This window comes from Streptomyces sp. NPDC015032 (assembly GCF_043080425.1).
Classification (GTDB): Bacteria; Actinomycetota; Actinomycetes; order Streptomycetales; family Streptomycetaceae; genus Streptomyces.
The window spans coordinates 43,753-64,875 of record NZ_JBIBVN010000016.1 but is presented as its reverse complement, the minus strand read 5'-3'; the positions used below and the strand labels follow the sequence as shown (position 1 = coordinate 64,875).

The window sequence follows — 21,123 nt, the reverse complement described above, 5'->3', positions numbered from 1 at the left end:
CCTCCCCGGCCGGCGAAAGCGGCTCTGCGAAGGAGAGAGAAATGACCGACAGCCCCGCCCCCCCTCTGGTCGTCCTGCTCGGCGCCTCCGGCCTGCTCGGCACGGCGGTGACGCGCGAACTGGCGAGCCGTCGGCTGCGACTGCGGCTGGTCGGCCGACGCCCCATCGCGGTGCCCGAGCGGCACCGGGCCGAGGTGGAGATCCGCCGGGTCGACCTGACCACGCCCGGTGCGGTGGCCGAAGCCGTCGAGGGCGCTGACGCGGTCCTGCACCTCGTCGCGCATGTCGTCGGCGCGGCCACCTGGCGGGTGTCCTCGGACGACGTCCTCGCCGAGCGGGTCAATCTGGGGCTCGTGCACGAGGTCATCGACGCGCTGCGCGTCCAGCGGCGTACCCGGCCACCAGTGGTGATCTTCACCGGCTCCATGTCACAGACGGGCAAGTTCACCTCCGAGCGCATCACCGAGAGCACCCCGGACCAGCCCCTGACCACGTACGACCGGCACAAGATGGATGCCGAGCTGGCCCTGAAGGCCGCGACCGCCCAGGGCGTGGTGCGCGGGACGACGCTGCGGCTTGCCACCCTGTTCGGACAGGGCAGGGCCGCCAGCGCCCTGGACAAGGGCCTGGTCGCGGTGATGATGCGCCGCGCCTTCGCCGGCCGGCCGCTGACGATGTGGCACGACGGCGGCATCACCAGGGATCTGGTCTGCATCGACGACACGGCCCGCGCGGTGGTCGCGGCCCTCGACCACGCCGACCGGCTGGCGGGACGTCATTGGCTGGTGGGCACCGGGCGGGCCACCACCATCGGCGAACTGTTCGCCGGGATCGCCCGGGCGGTGTCGGAGGCCACCGGACGGCCCCCGGTGCCGGTCACCTCCGTGGCCCCGCCCGACCAGGCAGGACCCACCGACTTCCTCGACTTCGTCATCGACCCCTCGGCCTTCCAGGAGGCCGCCGGGTGGAGTCCGCGGATTCGCTGGGAGGACGCGGTGACCGCCACGGCCGCCGAGCTCGCGGCCACCCCGCCCGGACAGTCCTGAGCCGGGCCGCGTCCGTCGGTTTGCCCGCTCTCAACAGGACGCCAGCCGCCACGAAATGGAAGGAACCGGTGTGCGCATCCTTTTCGCCACCTACTCGGAGAAGACGCACTTCCTCAGCATGGTGCCGCTGGCCTGGACGCTGCGGGCCGCCGGTCACGACGTACGCGTCGCCAGCCAGCCCGAACTGGTCGACGTGATCACCACGGCCGGACTTCCGGCCGTACCGGTGGGCACGGACCACGCGCTCTGGGCCATGGCCCAGCGCATCCTCAACGAGCGCTTCGCCGCGTTCAATCCGCAGCTCTACCAGGAGACCCGGCTCGGCAGGACCCCGCCGTTCGACCTGCCCCGGCAACAGCACCTGATCACCTGGGAATATCTCCGCGCGGCCGACCGGGACGCCGCCGCCATGGCGCGGCTGATCAACTCCTCGATGCTCGACGAGCTGGTCGCCTTCGCCCGGCACTGGCGGCCCGACCTGGTGATCTGGGAACCGACCAGCTACGCGGCCCCGATCGCCGCGCGGGCCGCCGACGCGCCCCATGTGCGGTTCATGTGGGGGCCGGACCACTACGGGGCGCTGCGTGGGCACTTCCGCCGGGTACGGGACGAACAGCCCCCGGCCGAGCGGACGGACGCACTGGCCGACTGGATCGGCGAGCAGGCCGCCCGCCACGGGGTCGCCTTCGGGGAAGACCTGATCACCGGCCAGGCCACCCTCGACCAGCTGCCGCCCGCACTGCGCTGCCGAGGCGATCTCGACTATCTGCCCATCCGGTACGTGCCCTACGGCGGCGCCGCGGTGCTCCCGGACTGGCTGCGCGAGCCGCCCGCACGGACGAGGGTGGCACTCACCCTGGGGCTCAGCGCGACGGACCGCTTCGGCGGCTATGTGCTGCCCGTCGGCGAGATTCTCCGGGCCCTGGGGGACCTCGACATCGAGGTCGTGGCCACCATCGCCGAGCAGGAACAGAAGAAGCTCGGACCGGTGCCGGACAACGTACGGCTGGTCACTTTCGCCCCGCTGCACGCACTGCTCTCCACCTGTACGGCGGTGATCCACCACGGCGGCGCCGGCACCGTGGCCACCAGCAGCCTCCTCGGCCTGCCCCAGCTGATCGTGCCGGACCAGGGGGACGGGGAGTACGCGGCGACGCGGATGGCGGAGCAGGGCGCCGGGATCCTCCTGCAGCCGGCGGATGCCGACGGCCGGAGCGTACGGGCCCAGCTGGAGCGGCTGCTGCGGGAGCCGGCGTTCGCCGGGCGCGCGGCGGAGCTGCGCGAGGAGGTACGGGCGCTGCCGACGCCGCACGAGGTGACCGGCCGGATCGGGGAACTCGTCGCCCGGCTGCGGCGGGACGCGGGCCGGGAGCCGGTACGCCGGGAGCCGGGCGGCCACCCGGTGGGGTCGAGGACCTGAACGGTCCGGTCAGGAATCCGACCGGTCCGGCCGGGAGACCGACGGGGCGAGAAACTGATCCAGCAGTCCGGGCACCGCGGTCCCCGCGAAGCCGATCCCGTCGGCCTCCGCCGTGTCCCGCACCGTGTACGCGCCGGACCCCGCCGGGGTGAGCGCGGTGACGGAGATCAGGCCCGCCCTGCGCTGGAAGACCGACTGCCTGATCTTCCACCCGATGACCCCGGACCGCTGCAATGCCACGGTGTGCCGGGTGAGAGTGCCCGAGCGTATGACCACGTACGCCCCGCTGAGCGCGTGACCGAGGCTCCGGTACGCGTCCAGCCCGAGCAGTACGGCTGCCGGCGACAGCATCACCGCGACGGTCCACCCGGCGATCCACGCCGCGGGGGGCAGCGACCCGGGGAGGACCGCACCCACCAGCGTCAGCATCAGACACAGCGCCGCCAGCGCCGTCACCGCCCACACCACGCGTTTGCGCCGCGCGGCCGTGGGGTGCGCCCGTAGCGGGACGGCCAGGGGGCCCGACTCCTCCCGCAGCACCGAGGCGGCCACCTGGTCGGCCGTCCCGCGCGGGGCGGCGGGCAGCAGCGTGCCGTAGCCGGCCGTCTTCTTGTCGTCGTCCGACGTCCGTATCCCGGTGCCCACGGCGTCCACCCGGGCCGCGCCGAACAGCCGGCTGCCCAGCGGTTCGGCCACGTCGACTCCGCGCAGGCGCCGCTGTTCGATGGAGACCGACCGGGTGGTGAACAGACCGCGCCGACAGAGCAGGGTGGTCCCGCCCGGCTCCCGTTCCAGCCGGTAGTCCCACCACTGCTCGACGAACCAGACCAGCGATCCGAGCATGCCGACGGCGAGTCCGGCAGCCACCAGGACCAGGACCGCCGCCCAGATCCTGCCGTTGCCGAACACCTCGACGACATACTCAAACGCTGATTTCTCCAGGTCGAACCGGCCGACGATCCTCAAGCCCAGACCGACCACCACGGCCCCGATGGCGGGCGCCGCGAACGACACCGGTGCGTAGCGCAGCCAGCTCCAGTCGATGCCCGCGAGGAGGTGGGGGCCCGCCACAGCGGTCTCCGGTTCGGGCTGGTTCAGCAGCGACCGCCTCAGCCGTTCCGCCTCATGGCGGTTCAACGGCGCCAGCTTGACGCGTTCCTTGTTGCCGTCGCCGCCCTGTCCGGTGCCGGCCGTCAACTCCGCGAGCCCGAACAGCCGGTGCAGGGGACTGGCGGTCACATCCACGGTACGCAGCCGCTCCCGGCGCAGCTTCCGCCCCGAACTCAGTACGAGATCGGATCGGACCTCGACGAACTCATCGGTGATCCGGTACCGCACGGACCGCCGGTGCAGCAGACCCGCCAGCGGACTGAGCAGGATCAGGAGCGCGGCGACGGGCAGCACCCATGACAGGGCGGCGCCGAAACCGATGTCCCGGCCGAGTACGACGGTGGTGGGGATCGCGGTCCCGCAGACCGCCCCGCCGGTCAGGACGGCGGTGAGCCAGACGGTCCGCGGGTCCAGCCGTCGCCAGCTCTCTTCCGCCGCGGAGCCGGAGCCGCCGCTCGCACCGCTCGTGCCGGTCATATCGGTCATGTCGCGTCCCCCGGGGTGGTCTGGGCGAGGGCGAGCAGCCGCTCGGCCAGTTCGGTGGCTGTCGTGGCGTCGAGCCCGTGAAGTCTCAGCTCCCCCTTGGGTGAGGCCGTGGTCACCACCAGTGTGGCCAGGCCGAGTCGCTGCTGAAGCGGGCCTCGCAGGATGTCGACAGTCTGGATGTGCGACATCGCGGTGATGCCCCACTCCTGACGGAGGTACCCGTTCCGTACATACACCGCCGTGTCGGTCACCTCCCAGCGGTGCAGGCGGAACCACCAGCGCGGCAGCAGCAGGACCGCCGCGACGGCAAGTGCCAGCAGCGCGCACAGGCCCACCCACGGCCACACCGAACGGACGGCCGGCAGGGAGACGAGCCCCCCCGAACCGATGACCGCGGCACCGCCGCCGATACTCAGACGGACACGCCACAGAACAAGGGACCTGGGCTCAACTCGACAAGCGGGCGGGCGGAGTTGGGCCGTCATGGTCTGCGCCAATCTCTCCTCCTCGGATCACGGGGAATCCTAGCCGCGCGCGGTCTCCGGGAGCGGTCACGTACGCCCGAACTTCCCGGACCTGTTCAGCACAGACGCCCCGAACGTGCCGTGGCTCGATGGCCCGGCACCGACGGATCTCGTCATTCCCGGCCGCGCGGGCGTCCTCATGGCAGCCCTCGGGCCTACCTCCCCGTACGCGGAGTTCCTTCCCGGGCGGGCCGTGCCGGCAATTGCCAGTGCCGCCGCCCCCTTCCGAACCAGCGTTTCGGCTGGTCAAGAAGGGGGCGGCGGCGACCTTTGTCGGTCAGATGTCCCGGAAGATCTCGATCTGCGCGCCCACCGAGTTGAGCCGCTCCGCCAGTTCCTCGTAACCGCGGTTGATGACGTACACGTTGCGCAGCACGGACGTGCCTTCCGCCGCCATCATGGCGAGCAGTACCACCACTGCGGGACGCAGCGCGGGCGGGCACATCATTTCGGCGGCGCGCCAGCGGGTCGGGCCCTCGACGAGTACCCGGTGCGGGTCCAGGAGTTGCAGCCTGCCGCCGAGGCGGTTCAGGTCGGTGAGGTAGATGGCCCGGTTGTCATAGACCCAGTCGTGGATGAGGGTCTGGCCCTGGGCCGAGGCGGCGATGGCCGCGAAGAAGGGCACATTGTCGATGTTGAGCCCGGGGAACGGCATGGGGTGGATCTTGTCGATCGGCGCCTCCAGTTTGGAGGGGCGGACCGTGAGGTCGACCAGCCTGGTACGGCCGTTGTCGGCGGCGTACTCCGTCGTACGGTCGCAGTCGACGCCCATTTCTTCCAGTACCGCGAGCTCGATCTCCAGGAACTCGATGGGCACCCGGCGGATCGTCAGCTGGGACTCCGTCACCACGGCGGCGGCGAGCAGACTCATCGCCTCGACCGGGTCCTCGGAGGGGGAGTAGTCGACGTCCACATCTATGTGCGGAACGCCGTGCACGGTCAGTGTGGTCGTGCCGATGCCGTCCACGCGTATGCCCAGTGCCTCCAGGAAGAAGCACAGGTCCTGGACCATGTAGTTGGAGGATGCGTTGCGGATGACGGTGGTGCCGTCGTGCCGGGCGGCGGCCAGCAGAGCGTTCTCGGTCACGGTGTCCCCGCGCTCGGTCAGCACGATGGGACGTTCGGGCGTGACCGAGTGGTCTATCTGGGCGTGGTAGAGCCCCTCGGTCGCGGCGATCTCCAGCCCGAACCGGCGCAGCGCGATCATGTGCGGCTCGATGGTCCGCGTACCGAGGTCGCAGCCGCCCGCGTACGGAAGCTTGAACGAGTCCATCCGGTGCAGCAGCGGACCGAGGAACATGATGATGGAGCGGGTCCGGCGGGCGGCGTCCGCGTCGATGGCGGCCATGTCGAGCCGGGCGGGCGGGACGATTTCCAGATCGATTCCCTCGTTGATCCACCGGGTACGCACACCGATGGAGTTCAGCACCTCCAGGAGGCGGTAGACCTCCTCGATGCGGGCCACGCGGCGCAGCACCGTACGGCCCCTGTTGAGCAGTGAGGCGCAGAGCAGCGCCACGCACGCGTTCTTGCTCGTCTTGACATCGATGGAGCCCGAGAGCCGGCGCCCACCGACCACTCGCAGGTGCATGGGCCCGGCGTAGCCGAGCGACACGATCTCGCTGTCGAGTGCTTCACCGATGCGCGCGATCATCTCAAGACTGATGTTCTGGTTGCCGCGCTCGATGCGGTTGACGGCGCTCTGACTGGTGGCGAGCGCCTCGGCGAGCTGGCTCTGTGTCCAGCCCCGATGTTGACGGGCGTCACGGATGAGCTTGCCGATGCGTACGAGGTAATCGTCTGACATGACGAAAGGTTATCTCAGATATGAGATGAGACCTGTGGCGGGGTGTGGCATTCGGGTGACGGCCATGTGCGGAGGCACGGCAGTTGCGCGGCCGGACACCGCGTGAAGGGTGCGGGCCATCGGAGCACCGTGCGTTCCATCGTCCTCCCGGATCGGCGCGAAGGCGCGCGGTGTGCGTCCGTCCGGGGTGGACGCGGAACGGCGACGATCCGGCGGGGAGCCCGGTGCCGGATCAGTCCGCCGGATCAGCCCTCGAAGCCGCCTTCGGCCAGGATCCTGTCGATACGGGCGCGGTGCGCCTCCTCCCACGCATCGAGGGATTCGCCGGCCTCCGCGGCCAGCTTCTTCCGGGCGCCCAGGAGCACCTGCTCCCGGCGGGCGCGGGGAGTGACCACGATGCCTTCCTCGTCGGCCACCACGATGTCGCCGGCGTGGACGCTCACACCACCGCACCGCACCGGGGTGTTGAGCGGACCGACGGCCTTCTTGGTTCCGGGAACGGGGACAACCCCCCTGGCGAAGACGGGAAAGCCCATCTCGCGCACCTCGGCGAGATCGCGGATCACCCCGTCGGTCACGAACGCCGCGATGCCCCGGCGCCGGGCGACGGCGCAGACGTTGCCGCCGGCCAGTGCGTAGTCCACGTCCCCCGCCTCGACGACGACGACCGAGCCGGGTTGTGCGCGATGGATGGCGGCGTGCAGCATGAGGTTGTCGCCCGGCGGGCACCGCACGGTGAATGCCGGTCCGGCGACCCGCGGGACCGAGGGCCACAGCGGGCGGATGCCGATGTCCATGACCTGCTCGCGTCCCAGGAGGTCGGCGAGGGTGGTCGGGGAGATGTCCCCGAACCCGGTGGCGTCGTTCATGTTCCTCCTTCGTCCGGGCACCCCTTTTTTTGCCGGGAGCCGCGCGTTCCCTGCCCGTCGGGCGACGGGCGGAGTGCGGCGGCGAGACTACCGAACAGCCGGGCGGGGCCGAACGGTTGCCGCCATCGCGAGGGCCGGGCCGATCGCGCCCAGGGCCGCCGCGATCCACAGCGACGACGTGTAGGCCGCGCCCGCCGAGAGGGCGGCCCCGGCCAGCAGCGGGCCGCCCGCGTTGCCGATGTTGAACGCGGAGACGTTGGCGGCCGACGCGAGGTTGTCGGCGCCCCGGGCCGCCTCCAGGAGCCGGGTCTGGGAGGGCGGGATCACCGCGGCAGTTGGCACCTGGCCACGCTCGTTGGCATCGCCCTCGCTCATCTGTGCCAAGATTCGAGGGTGGATATGACCGACGTCACGCGTGCGATCGCGGCTGCGACTTGGGCCGCCGCATCGCTCGACCTGCCAGTCAACGATGTAATCGTTCTCCATAACTCGAACAAGCTGGCACTGCGGCTGACGCCATGCGACGTCTTTGCCCGGGTCGCCCTTGTGGGACAAGAGGTTGCACAGTTCGAAGTCGATCTCGCTCAGCGGCTCACCGAGGCCGGATGCCCGGTGTGTCCCTTGGAGCCCCGGGCGGACCCGCGTGTGTACACGCGCGATGGCTTCGCAGTGACGCTGTGGACCTACTACGAGCCCGTGACACCTCACACCTCACCAGTCGACTACGCCAAGGCGCTGGAGCAGCTGCACGTCGGCATGCGCACGGTCGATGTGCCGAGCCCGAGGTTCACGGACCGGATCACGGAGGCGGAAGAAGTTGTCGCCGACCCGGATCGCTCGCCGGAGCTCACCGACGCGGACCGCGTGTTCCTCGGCGGCAGGCTGGCAAGCCTGCGACGAGCGATCGACGACCGCGGCGCCACGGAGCAGCTGCTCCACGGCGAGCCGCATCCAGGCAATGTGCTCAGCACGAAGAACGGCCCGTTGTTCATCGACCTCGAGACGTGCTGCCGTGGACCCGTCGAGTTCGATCTCGCCCATGTTCCCGAGGCGGTCTGCGAGTACTACCCAAGCGTTGACCAAGGGCTGCTGGACGAGTGTCGGCAGCTCGTTATCGCGATGGTCGCCGCGTGGCGTTGGGAGCTTGGCGACCAGTTTCCGAATGGGAGGCGATTCGGAGAGGAATTCCTGCGCTTGCTGCGCGAGGGGCCTCCTTGGCCGACACTCGACACAGTGACCAGGCGACTGGATGGTCTGTAGAAATCGCCGAAGGTCACGTGAAAGCGGCAAGGAACCAAGCGACGAGACTGTCGCCGTTGCAACCCCATGCATGCCGGCCTCGCTGCCGCGCTGAACCATGCGTGGAGGCGGAGAGTGCCACTGCCCAGCAGGGCCCCACCAAGATCGGCGCGAAGGCCCCCCGCCCAGAGCAGGTGGAACAGTGCCGGCAGGACCCGCAGGACGTCCCCGGCGCGCTCGGCTCCCGCCCGCAGCCTGCGAGGCTGCCGGAAGACCTCCAGCAGACGCTCGGCGACATCGGCCTCACGGCCGCACCGCGCATGCCGATAGCGAGCCGGCCATCGCAGATTCGCCATGAACACCGGGTCCGGAACACCGATGTGCATAAACTCCCAGCCGACCGCCGAACAGGCCCGCTCGGTCGCCGCGAACGTCTCCGCCGCCGCTCGTCGACCTGGTCCTCGGTACGGACATCGACCACCCGTGCCCGAACGTCGGCCAGCCGCACGAAGTAGTCCGGCGCATGCCGCCGCTTACCCTCGCCGTCTCCCCTGACAGCCAGCCCTAAACGATCACTCAACCTTCGGTGAGAAAACCTGGCGGTCACCAACCTGCGGTGACCATGCTCAACCTTCGCTGCGAGAGATCACCGCGGCCCGCGCATGACCGCGCTGCGGTGATGTACTAGAGTTATCTCGACATCGAGATATATGCCGAAGGCGCACCGCGGTCCGTCATCGGGTAAGGACTACCTAACTAAGCCTTACCTCGGCGGATGGTCGAGGGGCCGCAGGCGGCACCACGCGGCGCCCGCCGTAATGAGGCGCGGCGCGGAGTACGCGCACATTGATGAAGGAGACTGTCGTGTCGGCGAACAGCTTCGACGCCCGCAGCACGCTGCGCGTGGGCGACGAGTCGTACGAGATCTTCAAGCTGGACAAGGTCGAGGGCTCCGCGCGCCTCCCTTACAGCCTGAAGGTGCTGCTGGAGAATCTGCTCCGCACCGAGGACGGCGCGAACATCACCGCCGACCACATCCGGGCGCTCGGCGGCTGGGACTCCCAGGCGCAGCCCAGCCAGGAGATTCAGTTCACGCCGGCCCGCGTGATCATGCAGGACTTCACCGGTGTGCCGTGTGTCGTGGACCTCGCCACCATGCGCGAGGCCGTCAAGGAACTGGGCGGCGACCCGGCCAAGATCAACCCCCTCGCCCCGGCCGAGCTGGTCATCGACCACTCCGTCATCGCCGACAAGTTCGGCACCAACGACGCGTTCGCGCAGAACGTCGAGCTGGAGTACGGCCGCAACAAGGAGCGCTACCAGTTCCTGCGCTGGGGCCAGACCGCCTTCGACGAGTTCAAGGTCGTCCCCCCGGGCACCGGCATCGTCCACCAGGTCAACATCGAGCACCTGGCCCGTACGGTCATGGTCCGGGGCGGCCAGGCGTACCCCGACACCCTCGTCGGCACCGACTCGCACACCACCATGGTCAACGGCCTCGGTGTGCTGGGCTGGGGCGTCGGTGGCATCGAGGCCGAGGCCGCGATGCTCGGCCAGCCGGTCTCCATGCTCATCCCGCGCGTCGTCGGCTTCAAGCTGACCGGCGAGCTCCCGGCCGGCACCACCGCCACCGACCTCGTGCTGACCATCACCGAGATGCTCCGCAAGCACGGCGTCGTCGGCAAGTTCGTCGAGTTCTACGGTGAGGGCGTCGCCGCCACCTCCCTCGCGAACCGGGCCACCATCGGCAACATGTCGCCGGAGTTCGGCTCCACCGCCGCGATCTTCCCGATCGACGACGAGACGCTGAAGTACCTGCGTCTGACCGGCCGTGACGAGCAGCAGGTCGCGCTCGTCGAGGCGTACGCCAAGGAGCAGGGCCTCTGGCTGGACCCGGCCGCCGAGCCGGACTTCTCCGAGAAGCTGGAGCTGGACCTGTCGACGGTCGTCCCGTCGATCGCCGGCCCGAAGCGCCCGCAGGACCGCATCGTCCTCGCGAACGCCAAGCAGCAGTTCGCCCAGGACGTGCGCAACTACGTGGCCGAGGACGAGGAGGCGGGCAAGGAGTCCTTCCCGGCCTCCGACGCCCCGGCCTCCGCCAACGGAGTCCCGTCGCGCCCGACCACGGTCACGGCCCCCGACGGCACGTCGTACGAGATCGACCACGGCGCCGTCACCGTCGCCGCGATCACCTCCTGCACCAACACCTCGAACCCGTACGTCATGGTCGCCGCGGCGCTCGTGGCGAAGAAGGCGGTCGAGAAGGGCCTGACCCGCAAGCCGTGGGTGAAGACGACCCTGGCACCGGGTTCAAAGGTGGTCACCGACTACTTCGACAAGGCGGGCCTGACCCCGTACCTCGACAAGGTCGGCTTCAACCTCGTCGGCTACGGCTGCACCACCTGCATCGGCAACTCCGGCCCGCTGCCGGAGGAGGTCTCCAAGGCGGTCAACGAGCACGACCTGGCCGTGACCTCGGTGCTCTCCGGCAACCGTAACTTCGAGGGCCGGATCAACCCCGACGTCAAGATGAACTACCTGGCGTCCCCGCCGCTGGTCGTCGCGTACGCCATCGCCGGTTCGATGAAGGTGGACATCACCAAGGACGCCCTGGGCATCGACCAGGACGGCAAGCCGGTCCACCTCGCGGACATCTGGCCGTCCGAGGCCGAGGTGAACGACGTCGTCGCCAACGCCATCGGCGAGGACATGTTCAACAAGTCCTACCAGGACGTCTTCGCGGGCGACGCCCAGTGGCAGGCGCTGGCGATCCCGACCGGTAACACCTTCGAGTGGGACCCGCAGTCCACCTACGTGCGCAAGCCCCCGTACTTCGAGGGCATGACGATGGAGACGACCCCGGTCGAGGACATCACCGGCGCCCGGGTGCTCGCCAAGCTGGGCGACTCGGTCACCACCGACCACATCTCCCCGGCCGGTGCGATCAAGGCCGACACCCCGGCCGGCAAGTACCTGACGGAGCACGGCGTCGAGCGCCGTGACTTCAACTCCTACGGCTCGCGCCGCGGCAACCACGAGGTCATGATTCGCGGCACCTTCGCGAACATCCGCCTGCGCAACCAGATCGCCCCGGGCACCGAGGGTGGCTTCACCCGCGACTTCACCCAGGACGGCGCGCCGGTGTCGTTCATCTACGACGCCTCGCAGAACTACCAGGCCGCCGGCACCCCGCTCGTCATCCTGGCGGGCAAGGAGTACGGCTCCGGCTCGTCCCGCGACTGGGCCGCCAAGGGCACCGCGCTCCTCGGCGTCAAGGCCGTCATCGCCGAGTCCTACGAGCGCATCCACCGCTCGAACCTCATCGGCATGGGCGTCCTCCCGCTCCAGTTCCCGGAGGGCGCGAGCGCCGAGGCCCTCGGCCTGACCGGCGAGGAGACCTTCTCCTTCACCGGTGTGACCGAGCTGAACAACGGCACCACGCCGCGCACGGTCAAGGTCACCACCGACACCGGTGTGGAGTTCGACGCGGTCGTCCGCATCGACACCCCCGGTGAGGCGGACTACTACCGCAACGGCGGCATCATGCAGTACGTGCTCCGCAACCTGATCCGCAAGTAGGCAGCAGAGCCGAAGGGTCGCACCCCGGGGTCTCCCGGGTGCGACCCTTCGCGTTGCGCGGCGCCCGCGGTCGTCCCTGCCGTTCGACGGTCTGCACGAATGCTGCCCGGCCCGCGGCCGCCGCCCGGGAGGGCCGGATGCCGTTCCTCGACGGCCCGGTACCTTGACGGCCCGGTACCTCGACGGCTCGGTACTTCGATGGCCCGGTTCCTTCCGCCGGGGCATCCGACGGAATGTGACGGGACACCGGGACGCTGTACCTGCAAGGAGGTACTGGTCACCGCGTCGTGGACCGGAGGACATGAAACCATGCAGCGCGCGGCACGACCGGCCACGAACAGCTACAGAGAGCGGATGACACCCATGGGCGAGCTGATCCTGATCCGGCACGGCGAGACTGAGTGGTCGCGGTCCGGGCAGCACACGAGCTACACCGATCTGCCGCTGACCCCCTCGGGCGAACGACAGGCCCGCGCCCTGGCACCTCTGCTCGCCGATCGCCAGATCACACTCACTCTGGTCAGCCCGCTGGTACGCGCCCGGCGCACCGCGGAGCTCGCCGGGCTCACCGCGCCCCGCATCACACCCGAGCTGCGTGAATGGGACTACGGCGGCTACGAAGGGGTGACCACCGACGAGATCCGCCTCACCCGCCCCGAGTGGAGTCTGTGGACCGACGGAGTCGCCCCCGGCCCCGAGGCGCACCCCGGCGAGACACCCGCCGAGGTCGGTGCCCGAGCCGACCGGGTGCTGGCCGAAGTCGCGGAGGCGGCGAGCCGCGACACGGACGGGGATACCGCGCTCGTCGCCCACTCCCACTTCCTGCGCGTACTCACCGCCCGCTATCTCGGCCTGACCCCGGCCGAGGGCACGCTCTTCCAGCTCGCCACAGGAGCGGTCTCGCGGCTCGGCACCGAGCACGGCAATCCGGTGATCACGGCGTGGAATGTGACATTGCCCGAGAGCCTGATCCCCCCGGCCGCTCCGGAATCCCCGGAGCGGGACTGAACGGGAGCCCCGCCGTGCCGCCGCCCTGCCGCGCCGCCCCGCCGTCGCGCGACTGCGCCATGAGCGGACCGACGGCCGGCACCCCGCCTCGGGGTGCCGGCCGTCGGCCGTGCCGCGGAGAACTCCGGATCAGGAGAGCAACTCCAGCTCCGCGAGTGTCCCTTCACCGGTGAACACCAGGCGATAATGGGCGTACGAGCCCGGCGCGCTCACCGAGAACACCCTCGTCTGCCTGTCCCACGCGAACGACTGGCCCGACCGCTTGTCGAGGTCCTTCCACGTCGTGCCGTCCGCCGAGCCCTGGAGGACCCAGCCCGTCGGGGCCCTGTCCGCCGCGCTCGACGTCAGCGTGTACTGGACCGCGTCCGTGGCCGAGGCGACCGGCAGGTCCACCGAGGAGACCTCGGCCGAGGTGGCCGATGTGTTGTCGAACAGGGCGCCCTCGCCCTTCAGCGCGTCCGCCTTCGGCGATGCCACCTTGTCGTCCGTCGTGATCGAGACCGGCGCCGCGTCCTTGCCGGTGCCCCACGACGACGGCTTCGGACCCATGTCGAAGTCCAGCACACCGCCCTTGGCCAGCAGGCCGTGCGGCAGTGAAGTCGAGGTCCACTTCTTGCCGTTGACCCGCAGGCCCTGGACATAGATGTTCTTCGCGCTGTTCTTCGGAGCCCTGACGACCAGGTCGTGGCCGTTCTCCAGGTGGACCGTGGTCTTCGTGAAGAGCGGGGAGCCGATGGCGTACTCGCCACTGCCCATGACGAGCGGGTAGAAACCGAGCGAGGAGAAGAGATACCAGGCCGACTGCTCGCCGTTGTCCTCGTCGCCGTGGTAACCCTGGCCGATCTCGCTGCCCGTATAGAGGCGGCTCAGGACCTCCCGGACCTTCTCCTGCGCCTTCCAGGGCTGTGAGGCCGCGTCGTACATGTAGGCGACATGGTGCGCGACCTGGTTGCTGTGGCCGTACTGCCCCATCCGTACGTCGCGCGCCTCCGTCATCTCGTGGATCACGCCGCCGTACGAGCCGACGAACTCGGGTCCGGCCGTCTCGGGCGTGGCGAAATAGGTGTCGAGCTTCTTCGCCAGGCCGGCGCGCCCGCCGTACAGATTCGCCAGCCCCCGGCTGTCCTGCGGGGCTGTGAAAGCGTAGCCCCCACGGGCGCTACCATCACCCCGTGAAACTAGGGAGAGTTACCGGCATGGCCATCCACGCAGGTGTGTACGGCCGCCAGTCTGCCAGGCGGGCCAACAAATCTGAGGTGTCGACAGAGGACCAGCTCAAGGAGGGCATCGCCAGGGCCCGTTCCATGGGGGCCGACCACATCGCCACGTATGAGGACCTGGGTATCAGCGCATTCTCCGGAGTTGAACGGCCGGACTTTGAGCGGATGTTGGAGGACTGTCGTGCGGGCCGCCTCAACGTGCTCATCGTGTACTACATCTCCCGGCTCTCCCGCCTGGAGGTAATGGACGCCATCCCCATCGTGACCGAACTCCTCAACCTGGGAGTCAAGATCGTCTCCGTTACCGAGGGGACGTTCACCCGGGACTCCATCATGGACCTCATCCACCTGATCTTCCGCCTGGACGCTGCACACCAGGAGTCCAAGAACAAGTCCGTGGCCGTCAAGCGGGCCAAGGCCACCTCCAAGGAGCTGGGTGGCTGGTCTGGCCCGGCCCCCTACGGGTTCGAGACGTACGAACAGACCGTGTCCCGCACTGGAGAAGACGGCCGCACCCGCTCCCTGGTGGTCAAGAAACTCCGCCCGAACAACGACGAATGCGCCATCGTCGCCTCCCACATGTTCGGCCCCATTGCTGAGCACATGGACACCCCGTACAACCCCGGGTACATGAAGTTCCACCCCGGCTCCATCTCCGGTGTCACCACCCTCCTCAACCTGGACCCCGACACCCCCACCCGGGGCGCGAAAGTCGGGAAAGACCGCGCCGAGTCCCAGTGGGACCGCAAGACGGTCACACGCATCCTCCAGGACCCCCGGTTTATCGGCCTGGCCGCAGAGCCGGTGTACGACAAGGACGGCCGGGGCCGGAAGGTGACGGGGTATCGCATCCTCCGGGATGAGGAGGGCAAGCCCATCCGGCTCTGGGAGCCCCGTGTGGACCCGGCCGTGTTCTGGAGGGTCCAGGACTGGCTCAAGGGCCGACGGACCACCAAGGCCCTCTCCAAGGGTGACTCCCTCCTGTCCGGCCTGGGGCTCATGCGCTGCCTCTGTGGGGCCACGTGGAAGTCCACCAAGTTCCCGGCCACCAAGGCCCATCCGGAGGGCCAGCGGGCCTACCGGTGCAACATCGGCCAGCGCAAGACAGACGTCCACCCAGGGGCCCCGACCATCGCCATGGACGTCCTGGACGACTACGTGGCCAACCGGATCTTCGCTCTCATCCGGGCCGCCGAGGACGATAAGGACACGCTCCTCATCCTGGATGAGGTCACACGACGCTACGCAAGGCGACAGGAGGCCCCCGAGACGGCCGGGGAGAGGGAGGCCCTACTCCTGGAGCGTGCGGAGGTCCGCCAGGGCCTGGAGGACCTGTACGACGAACGCGACGCCGGAGGCTTCCAGACGGACATCGGACGCCGACGGTTCCTCAAGTCGGAGGCAGCGCTGGGGGATCGCCTGGAGGGTCTGGACAAGCGACTGGAGGAGTTGGAGGCGGCCAGCGCACCCAAGTTGCCCATCCACCAGTGGCAGGCGGAGGAACAGGACCCCACGGGGCCGGGGAGCTGGTGGGCACGCCAGACCCTGGAGGAGCGGAGGGAGTTCATCAAGTTGTGGGTCAAGGGCATCACGGTGCGTCCGCTGGCCAAACCCAGAGTGGCGGAGCCCATCCACCAGAGAGTGACCATCGAGTGGTACCGGCCGACGGAGGAGCTGGACATGGTGGCCCAGGTCGCACAACATGTGAGGGGCTAGCTACTCAGATGAGCGCCAGCCCCTTCGTTGTGTCATCGTTCGCACGCGGAGCGTGACCGTTGCGGAGTGTGAGTGACGGCCCAGCGAGCGGAGGCGCCTCGCGCACCCCCTCTGACCAGCAAGAATGACGGAGTGGCGATTGTGGTAGTGATCTCACAATCCATATAGAAAACCTATAGGCATCCCGGGATGAGGGTCACGAACGTCACTTCGTCATCCGGGCCCTCCCGGCCGCCAACCCCGGACCACTGGGCGCACGTTTAGGAGCAAACCCAGGAGGTCCCCATGAAGGTCTACCGCGTCGGCCACCGCTGGCACATGTGCGAGCGAAACAAGTTCCCCAGCAGCCCCTACATTTTCGGGGTCTCGATGCCGGACTACGTTGCCGAGTGCGTCGACGGACATCGGCGAGCTGGGTCGCGTCGGAGGCGCCGTTGTTCTTTGTGATCCGCAGCCGGAAGTGCTGGTATGCGGTGTCAGATGTGAAATCGTACGACTTCGTCCGGAACCGCTCGGCGAAGGTTTGGCCGGTCCGGGAATCCAGGTCCTTCCATGCCTTGCCGTCGGTGGAGCCCTCCAGGGTCCAGTCCCTCGGGTCGCGCTCGTCGTGGTCATTGGCCGACGTCAGTGCGTAGGTCACGACCTTGACCGGTGCGACGAGATCGAACTCGACCCAGCCGGTGGGAGCGAAGGTCGGCCATTTGGTGCCGGGCTCCCCGTCGATCAGGTTCTCCTTCACCTCCCCGCCGCCGGTGTTCTCGCCGTCGGCGCGGACGTCCGTCACCTTGTCGGTGACATTGCCCGGTATTCCTGCGGAGAATCCGCCGTCGACACCCGACGACCGCTTCTTTCCGTCAGGGCCTTCTTCGACGGTGTTGCGCCAGTCCGGTTGCTTTTCGTCCGCTTCGAAGGACGAGCTGAATGTCCGTTCGCCCGAGGCGCCTTGGCGCCTTTCACCTGTCCCGGCCGACTGCGCGGCGGCTACGGTGGGGGCGGTCAGGACCAGAGCCAGTGCAGCCGTGATCAGCGCGGCCGTCCGGCTTTTTCCCTTGCGAGAACCATGTCGGGGCTGCATGCCGAGCCATTCCTCCCGAGGAAGTGCACCTGGACAACGTTGTCAGGGAGCTGCGCAAGGTCCAGTAGGGAGCCAAGTGCCGGGATGTGTCAAGGGCGTTGGGTGTGAAACGCCAGTGGAATCGACCGGAATGCGGAAATCGTTACACCCGGATCGGGGCGTACGGGGTCCAGGTATCCGCGAGGTCTCAACTCGGGAAAGACTGCTGTTCAACCTTGCATTCGATCTTGCTCAGTCGGGCGCAAGTGGACTATACCTGTCGGCGTCTGCACAGCCGTTTCCGGCGCCGCGGACAAGGGGGACAGGGGGAACGGTCACGGGGCACCACAAGTGCATCCGCTGCCCGGTCTCCCGAAACCCCCCACTGCACATGGCTAGCCTGAAATCAGCACTACCCAAGCGCAACTGACCGCGGTGGCGGGGCCCTTCGCCTGAGGCGAATATCGACGGGCGACCGGTACACACCGCCTGAGTCCTGGAGAAGGCGAGGACTTGAGCATGGGATCCACCTCCGCCCACAAGAATGAGGGCCTTGGCCGTCGCGATGTGATCAAGCGATCTGCCGCGCTCGGTCTGCTCACCGTTCCGACGATGGGTTTCCTGTCGTCGTGTGCGAGCGGCGACAGCAGCAGCGACAAGAAGGTCGAGAAGGGCAAGGTCAGCAAGACGAACCCGCTCGGCGTCAACGAGACGGCCCCTCTTGAGGTGGTCATCTTCGACGGCGGCTTCGGCCAGCAGTACGCGATCGACGCGGAGAAGAAGTACAACGCGGCTTTCCCCAAGGCCCCGAAGGTCAAGCACGTTGCGACCCAGAAGATCCAGTCGCAGCTGCAGCCGCGCTTCAACGGCGGCACCCCGCCGGACCTGATCGACAACTCCGGCGCCGAGCAGATGGACATGGGTGTCCTGGTCGGCAAGAAGCAGCTGCTGGACCTGACGCCGTTGATGGACGCCCCGTCCGTCGACGACCCGAGCAAGAAGGTCCGCGACACGCTGCGCCCGGGTGTCCTGGAGATGGGCCAGTTCGACGGCGACCCGGTCTGGATCATGTACTACGCGTACACGGTCTACGGCGTCTGGTACTCGCAGACCGCGCTCGACAACCTCGACGCGCAGTACCCCGAGAACTGGGACGACATGCTCGCCCTCTGCGCGAAGGCGAAGAAGAAGGGCATCGCCGGCTGGACGTACGCCGGTAAGTACCCGTACTACCTGCCGTTCTCGCTCTACCCGTTCATCGGCAAGATCGGTGGCCGGGAGGTTCTCGACAAGATCGACAACCTGGAGCCGAACGCCTGGAAGGACCCCGCGGTCAAGGCGGCGTTCGAGGCGTACTACGAGCTGTACCAGAAGGGGTACATCCTCAAGGGCACCCCCGGTCTGACCCACATCCAGTCGCAGACCGAGTGGACCAAGGGCAAGGCGCTCTTCCTCCCGAACGGGTCGTGGGTGGAGAACGAGGCGGCGCCGACCACGCCCAAGGACTTCAAGATGATGGTCGCGCCGCCGTCCAGCCTGGACTCGTCCGACAAGCTGCCGTTCGGCACCATCTGGGCCTCCGGCGGCGAGCCCTTCATCGTCCCGGCCAACGCGAAGAACCCCGAGGGCGGCATGGAGCAGCTGCGCCTCATGCTCTCCGAGGAGTCCTCGAAGAACTTCACCAAGCAGGTCAAGTCGCTCAGCGCCTTCAACGGCGGAACCGACGGTCTGGACCTGTCGACCGCCATGCAGTCCGGTGTCGACTCGCTGAAGAAGGCCGGCGACAACGTGGTGAACCCGCGTATGCAGGACTGGTACGTGAAGCTCCAGAAGGAGCAGATCGGTGTCGCCGGTATCGGCGAGATGATGGCCGGCCGTGCGACCCCTGCGGAAGCCATCAAGAAGATCCAGGCCTTCGCCGACGCGGCGGCCAAGGACCAGTCCATCAAGCACTACAAGCACCAGTGAGCAACCGTCACCAGCGGCGGCACCCGCGGAAAGATCGGGGTCGGTAAACGATGCAGCACGGCAAGTACCGTTTCATCGTGGGGTTCTTGGTAGTCCCACTGGCGTTGTACGCGGTCTTCGTCATCTGGCCGTTCATCCAGTCCATCTACTACTCGTTCACGGACTGGACCGGCCTGAGTCCGGACTTCAAGATGGTCGGGTTCGGCAACTACACGAGGATGCTGAAGGACGACATCTTCTGGAAGTCGTTGCAGCACAGCGTGTTGCTCGTGCTGCTGCTGCCGCTGGTGACGTTGGGCCTGGCGCTGTTCTTCGCCTTCATGCTCAATGTCGGGGGCCGGCGGCGCAAGAACGCCGCGGTCTCCGGCGTGCGCGGGTCGAGCTTCTACAAGATCGCCTACTTCTTCCCGCAGGTGCTGTCGATCGTCATCGTCGCCCTGCTGTTCCAGTTCGCGTTCAACCCCACCAGCGGGGTGCTGAATTCGACACTGAAGGCGATCGGTCTGGGATCCGTCCAGCCGGACTGGCTGGGCGATCCGAACCTCGCGCTCATCTGCGTCATGACCGTACTGGTCTGGTCGACGGTCGGGTTCTTCGTCGTCCTCTTCTCCGCCGGCATGGCGTCCATCCCGAAGGATTTCTACGAGGCGGCGCTCCTCGACGGCGCCAACCGCTTCACCACGTTCTTCCGCATCACCCTCCCGCTGCTCTGGGACACGGTGCAGTCGGGCTGGGTCTACATGGGCATCCTGGCCCTCGGCGTGGAGGCGTTCACCGCCGTACAGGTCATGACCGTGGGCCCCGGCGGTCCCGACTACTCGACCACGGTTCTGCCGCTGTACGTGTACCAGACCGCCTTCCGCGACGGGCAGGCCGGATACGCGACGACGATCGGTGTCGGACTGCTCATCGTCACTATGGCCTTCGCCGCCGTCGTGATGCGACTGGGCCGGCGCGAGCGGCTGGAGTTCTGATGCCGCGATGGACGGGAGACGGCTCCCGGACCCCCAGCAGGCACAAGCACCACAGGTCGGCCTCCGTGTCCGGCTCGACAGTACGAGGTGAGTACACGTGAAGGCCACTGACACCCCTCCCGCGGCCCCGGCGGCGGAACCGGCCCCCGTGGCCAAGGCGCCCGCTCCCGTGGTCGAGGAGAAGAGCAGCGAGGGCCAGGTCCTCAACGTCTTCTCGCACGGTGTGCTGATCATCTGGGCGATCCTGGTCGTCATGCCGCTGCTGTGGGCGGTCATGTCGTCGTTCAAGTCCGACGACTCGATCCTGTCGACGCCGTTGGCGCTCCCCGACAAGCTGCACTTCGAGAACTGGTCGCGCGCCTGGAGCCAGGCGCACATGAGCGATTACTTCTTCAACACCATCGTGGTGGTGGGCTGTTCGCTCGTCGGGACTCTGCTGCTCGGGTCGATGGCGGCGTACGTGCTGGCGCGGTTCGACTTCCCCGGGAACCGCTTCGTCTACTACCTGTTCGTCGGCGGGATGAGCTTCCCGATCATCCTGGCGCTGGTCCCGCTGTTCTTCGTCATGAACAACATGGCCCTGCTGAACACGCGACACGGACTGATCATGGTCTACATCGCGTACTCGCTGCCGTTCACCGTCTTCTTCCTCACCTCGTTCTTCCGGACGCTGCCGACCTCGGTGGCGGAGGCGGCGATGCTCGACGGGGCCTCGCACACCCGGACGTTCTTCCAGGTGATGCTGCCGATGGCGAAGCCCGGCCTGATCAGCGTCGGTATCTTCAACTTTCTCGGGCAGTGGAACCAGTACATGCTGCCGACCGTGCTGAACACCGACCCGGACCACCGGGTGCTCTCCCAGGGGCTGGTCGAACTCGCCAACAGCCAGGGGTACAAGGGCGACTGGTCCGGTCTCTTCGCCGGTCTGGTGATGGCGATGCTGCCGGTCCTCGCGGCCTACATCATCTTCCAGCGCCAGGTCGTCGCCGGGCTCACCGCGGGGGCGGTGAAGTAGCGCCCGTCACCTCCGTACGGATCCGAACCGCCCGCCGGCCACACGCCGGCGGGCGGTTCGCCGTGTGCGGGAGGCCGTCCCAGGTGGG

General features: G+C 68.2%; 14 protein-coding genes and 3 pseudogenes. 9 read left to right on the top strand and 8 right to left on the bottom strand.

The features are described from left to right. The first annotated feature begins 41 nt into the window (after nucleotides 1–41). Together ACF08M_RS22715 and ACF08M_RS22710 are read left to right on the top strand one after the other, a co-directional pair. On the top strand, nucleotides 42–1,046 hold the full coding sequence (locus tag ACF08M_RS22715; protein ID WP_392187076.1) for an NAD-dependent epimerase/dehydratase family protein: 1,005 nt from the start codon (nucleotides 42–44) through the stop codon (nucleotides 1,044–1,046). Nucleotides 1,047–1,116: 70 nt separating this feature from the next. Further along, complete coding sequence (locus tag ACF08M_RS22710) at nucleotides 1,117–2,466, top strand: activator-dependent family glycosyltransferase (RefSeq protein ID WP_392187075.1); 1,350 nt, start codon at nucleotides 1,117–1,119, stop codon at nucleotides 2,464–2,466. Between the two features lie 9 nt (nucleotides 2,467–2,475). On the opposite strand, the gene ACF08M_RS22705 is transcribed toward ACF08M_RS22710, so the two are convergent. From ACF08M_RS22705 to ACF08M_RS22685, 5 genes are all read right to left on the bottom strand, one after another. Continuing rightward, nucleotides 2,476–4,062: a PH domain-containing protein gene (locus tag ACF08M_RS22705; RefSeq protein WP_392187074.1), complete on the bottom strand. Its 1,587-nt coding sequence runs from the start codon at nucleotides 4,060–4,062 to the stop codon at nucleotides 2,476–2,478. Further along, nucleotides 4,059–4,559 (bottom strand): PH domain-containing protein, encoded by a 501-nt coding sequence (locus ACF08M_RS22700; RefSeq protein ID WP_392187073.1) that lies wholly within the window; start codon nucleotides 4,557–4,559, stop codon nucleotides 4,059–4,061. The genes ACF08M_RS22705 and ACF08M_RS22700 overlap by 4 nt, the downstream gene beginning before the upstream one ends. A 304-nt stretch (nucleotides 4,560–4,863) precedes the next feature. Next, nucleotides 4,864–6,393 carry a helix-turn-helix domain-containing protein gene (locus tag ACF08M_RS22695; protein ID WP_392187072.1) on the bottom strand — a complete coding sequence of 510 codons (1,530 nt, stop codon included), beginning with the start codon at nucleotides 6,391–6,393 and terminating at the stop codon, nucleotides 4,864–4,866. 245 nt (nucleotides 6,394–6,638) lie between these two features. Beyond that, on the bottom strand, nucleotides 6,639–7,262 hold the full coding sequence (locus tag ACF08M_RS22690; protein WP_392187071.1) for an RraA family protein: 624 nt from the start codon (nucleotides 7,260–7,262) through the stop codon (nucleotides 6,639–6,641). Between the two features lie 87 nt (nucleotides 7,263–7,349). After that, nucleotides 7,350–7,637 carry a hypothetical protein gene (locus ACF08M_RS22685; protein WP_392187070.1) on the bottom strand — a complete coding sequence of 96 codons (288 nt, stop codon included), beginning with the start codon at nucleotides 7,635–7,637 and terminating at the stop codon, nucleotides 7,350–7,352. 24 nt (nucleotides 7,638–7,661) lie between these two features. Between ACF08M_RS22685 and ACF08M_RS22680 the strand changes: the two genes are divergently transcribed. Then, entirely contained in the window at nucleotides 7,662–8,522 is an 861-nt protein-coding gene (locus ACF08M_RS22680) for a phosphotransferase (RefSeq protein WP_392187152.1), read from the top strand. Between the two features lie 179 nt (nucleotides 8,523–8,701). Here ACF08M_RS22680 and ACF08M_RS22675 read toward each other — a convergent pair. After that, nucleotides 8,702–8,890 (bottom strand): annotated as a pseudogene (locus ACF08M_RS22675) (hypothetical protein); the annotation flags it as partial. A gap of 475 nt (nucleotides 8,891–9,365) precedes the next feature. On the opposite strand from ACF08M_RS22675, the gene acnA reads away from it, so the two are divergent. Then, on the top strand, nucleotides 9,366–12,080 hold the full coding sequence (acnA, locus tag ACF08M_RS22670; RefSeq protein ID WP_392187069.1) for an aconitate hydratase AcnA: 2,715 nt from the start codon (nucleotides 9,366–9,368) through the stop codon (nucleotides 12,078–12,080). Nucleotides 12,081–12,443: 363 nt separating this feature from the next. Continuing rightward, nucleotides 12,444–13,088: a histidine phosphatase family protein gene (locus ACF08M_RS22665; RefSeq protein ID WP_392187151.1), complete on the top strand. Its 645-nt coding sequence runs from the start codon at nucleotides 12,444–12,446 to the stop codon at nucleotides 13,086–13,088. Nucleotides 13,089–13,217: 129 nt separating this feature from the next. Here ACF08M_RS22665 and ACF08M_RS22660 read toward each other — a convergent pair. Further along, nucleotides 13,218–14,237 (bottom strand): annotated as a pseudogene (locus ACF08M_RS22660) (glycoside hydrolase domain-containing protein); the annotation flags it as partial. A 47-nt stretch (nucleotides 14,238–14,284) separates the two neighbouring features. Here ACF08M_RS22660 and ACF08M_RS22655 point away from each other — a divergent pair. After that, nucleotides 14,285–16,024, top strand: a complete 1,740-nt coding sequence (locus tag ACF08M_RS22655; protein ID WP_392187068.1) for a recombinase family protein — start codon at nucleotides 14,285–14,287, stop codon at nucleotides 16,022–16,024. Nucleotides 16,025–16,421: 397 nt separating this feature from the next. On the opposite strand, the pseudogene ACF08M_RS22650 reads toward ACF08M_RS22655, so the two are convergent. Next, nucleotides 16,422–17,099, bottom strand: a pseudogene (locus ACF08M_RS22650) (discoidin domain-containing protein); the annotation flags it as partial. A 498-nt stretch (nucleotides 17,100–17,597) separates the two neighbouring features. On the opposite strand from ACF08M_RS22650, the gene ngcE reads away from it, so the two are divergent. The 3 genes from ngcE (at nucleotide 17,598) to ACF08M_RS22635 (ending at nucleotide 21,035) form a co-directional block, all read left to right on the top strand. Next, complete coding sequence (gene ngcE, locus ACF08M_RS22645) at nucleotides 17,598–19,046, top strand: N-acetylglucosamine/diacetylchitobiose ABC transporter substrate-binding protein (protein WP_392187067.1); 1,449 nt, start codon at nucleotides 17,598–17,600, stop codon at nucleotides 19,044–19,046. Nucleotides 19,047–19,096: 50 nt separating this feature from the next. After that, nucleotides 19,097–20,020 (top strand): carbohydrate ABC transporter permease, encoded by a 924-nt coding sequence (locus ACF08M_RS22640; RefSeq protein ID WP_392187066.1) that lies wholly within the window; start codon nucleotides 19,097–19,099, stop codon nucleotides 20,018–20,020. A 97-nt stretch (nucleotides 20,021–20,117) separates the two neighbouring features. Next, complete coding sequence (locus ACF08M_RS22635) at nucleotides 20,118–21,035, top strand: carbohydrate ABC transporter permease (RefSeq protein ID WP_392187065.1); 918 nt, start codon at nucleotides 20,118–20,120, stop codon at nucleotides 21,033–21,035. Nucleotides 21,036–21,123 lie beyond the last annotated feature (88 nt).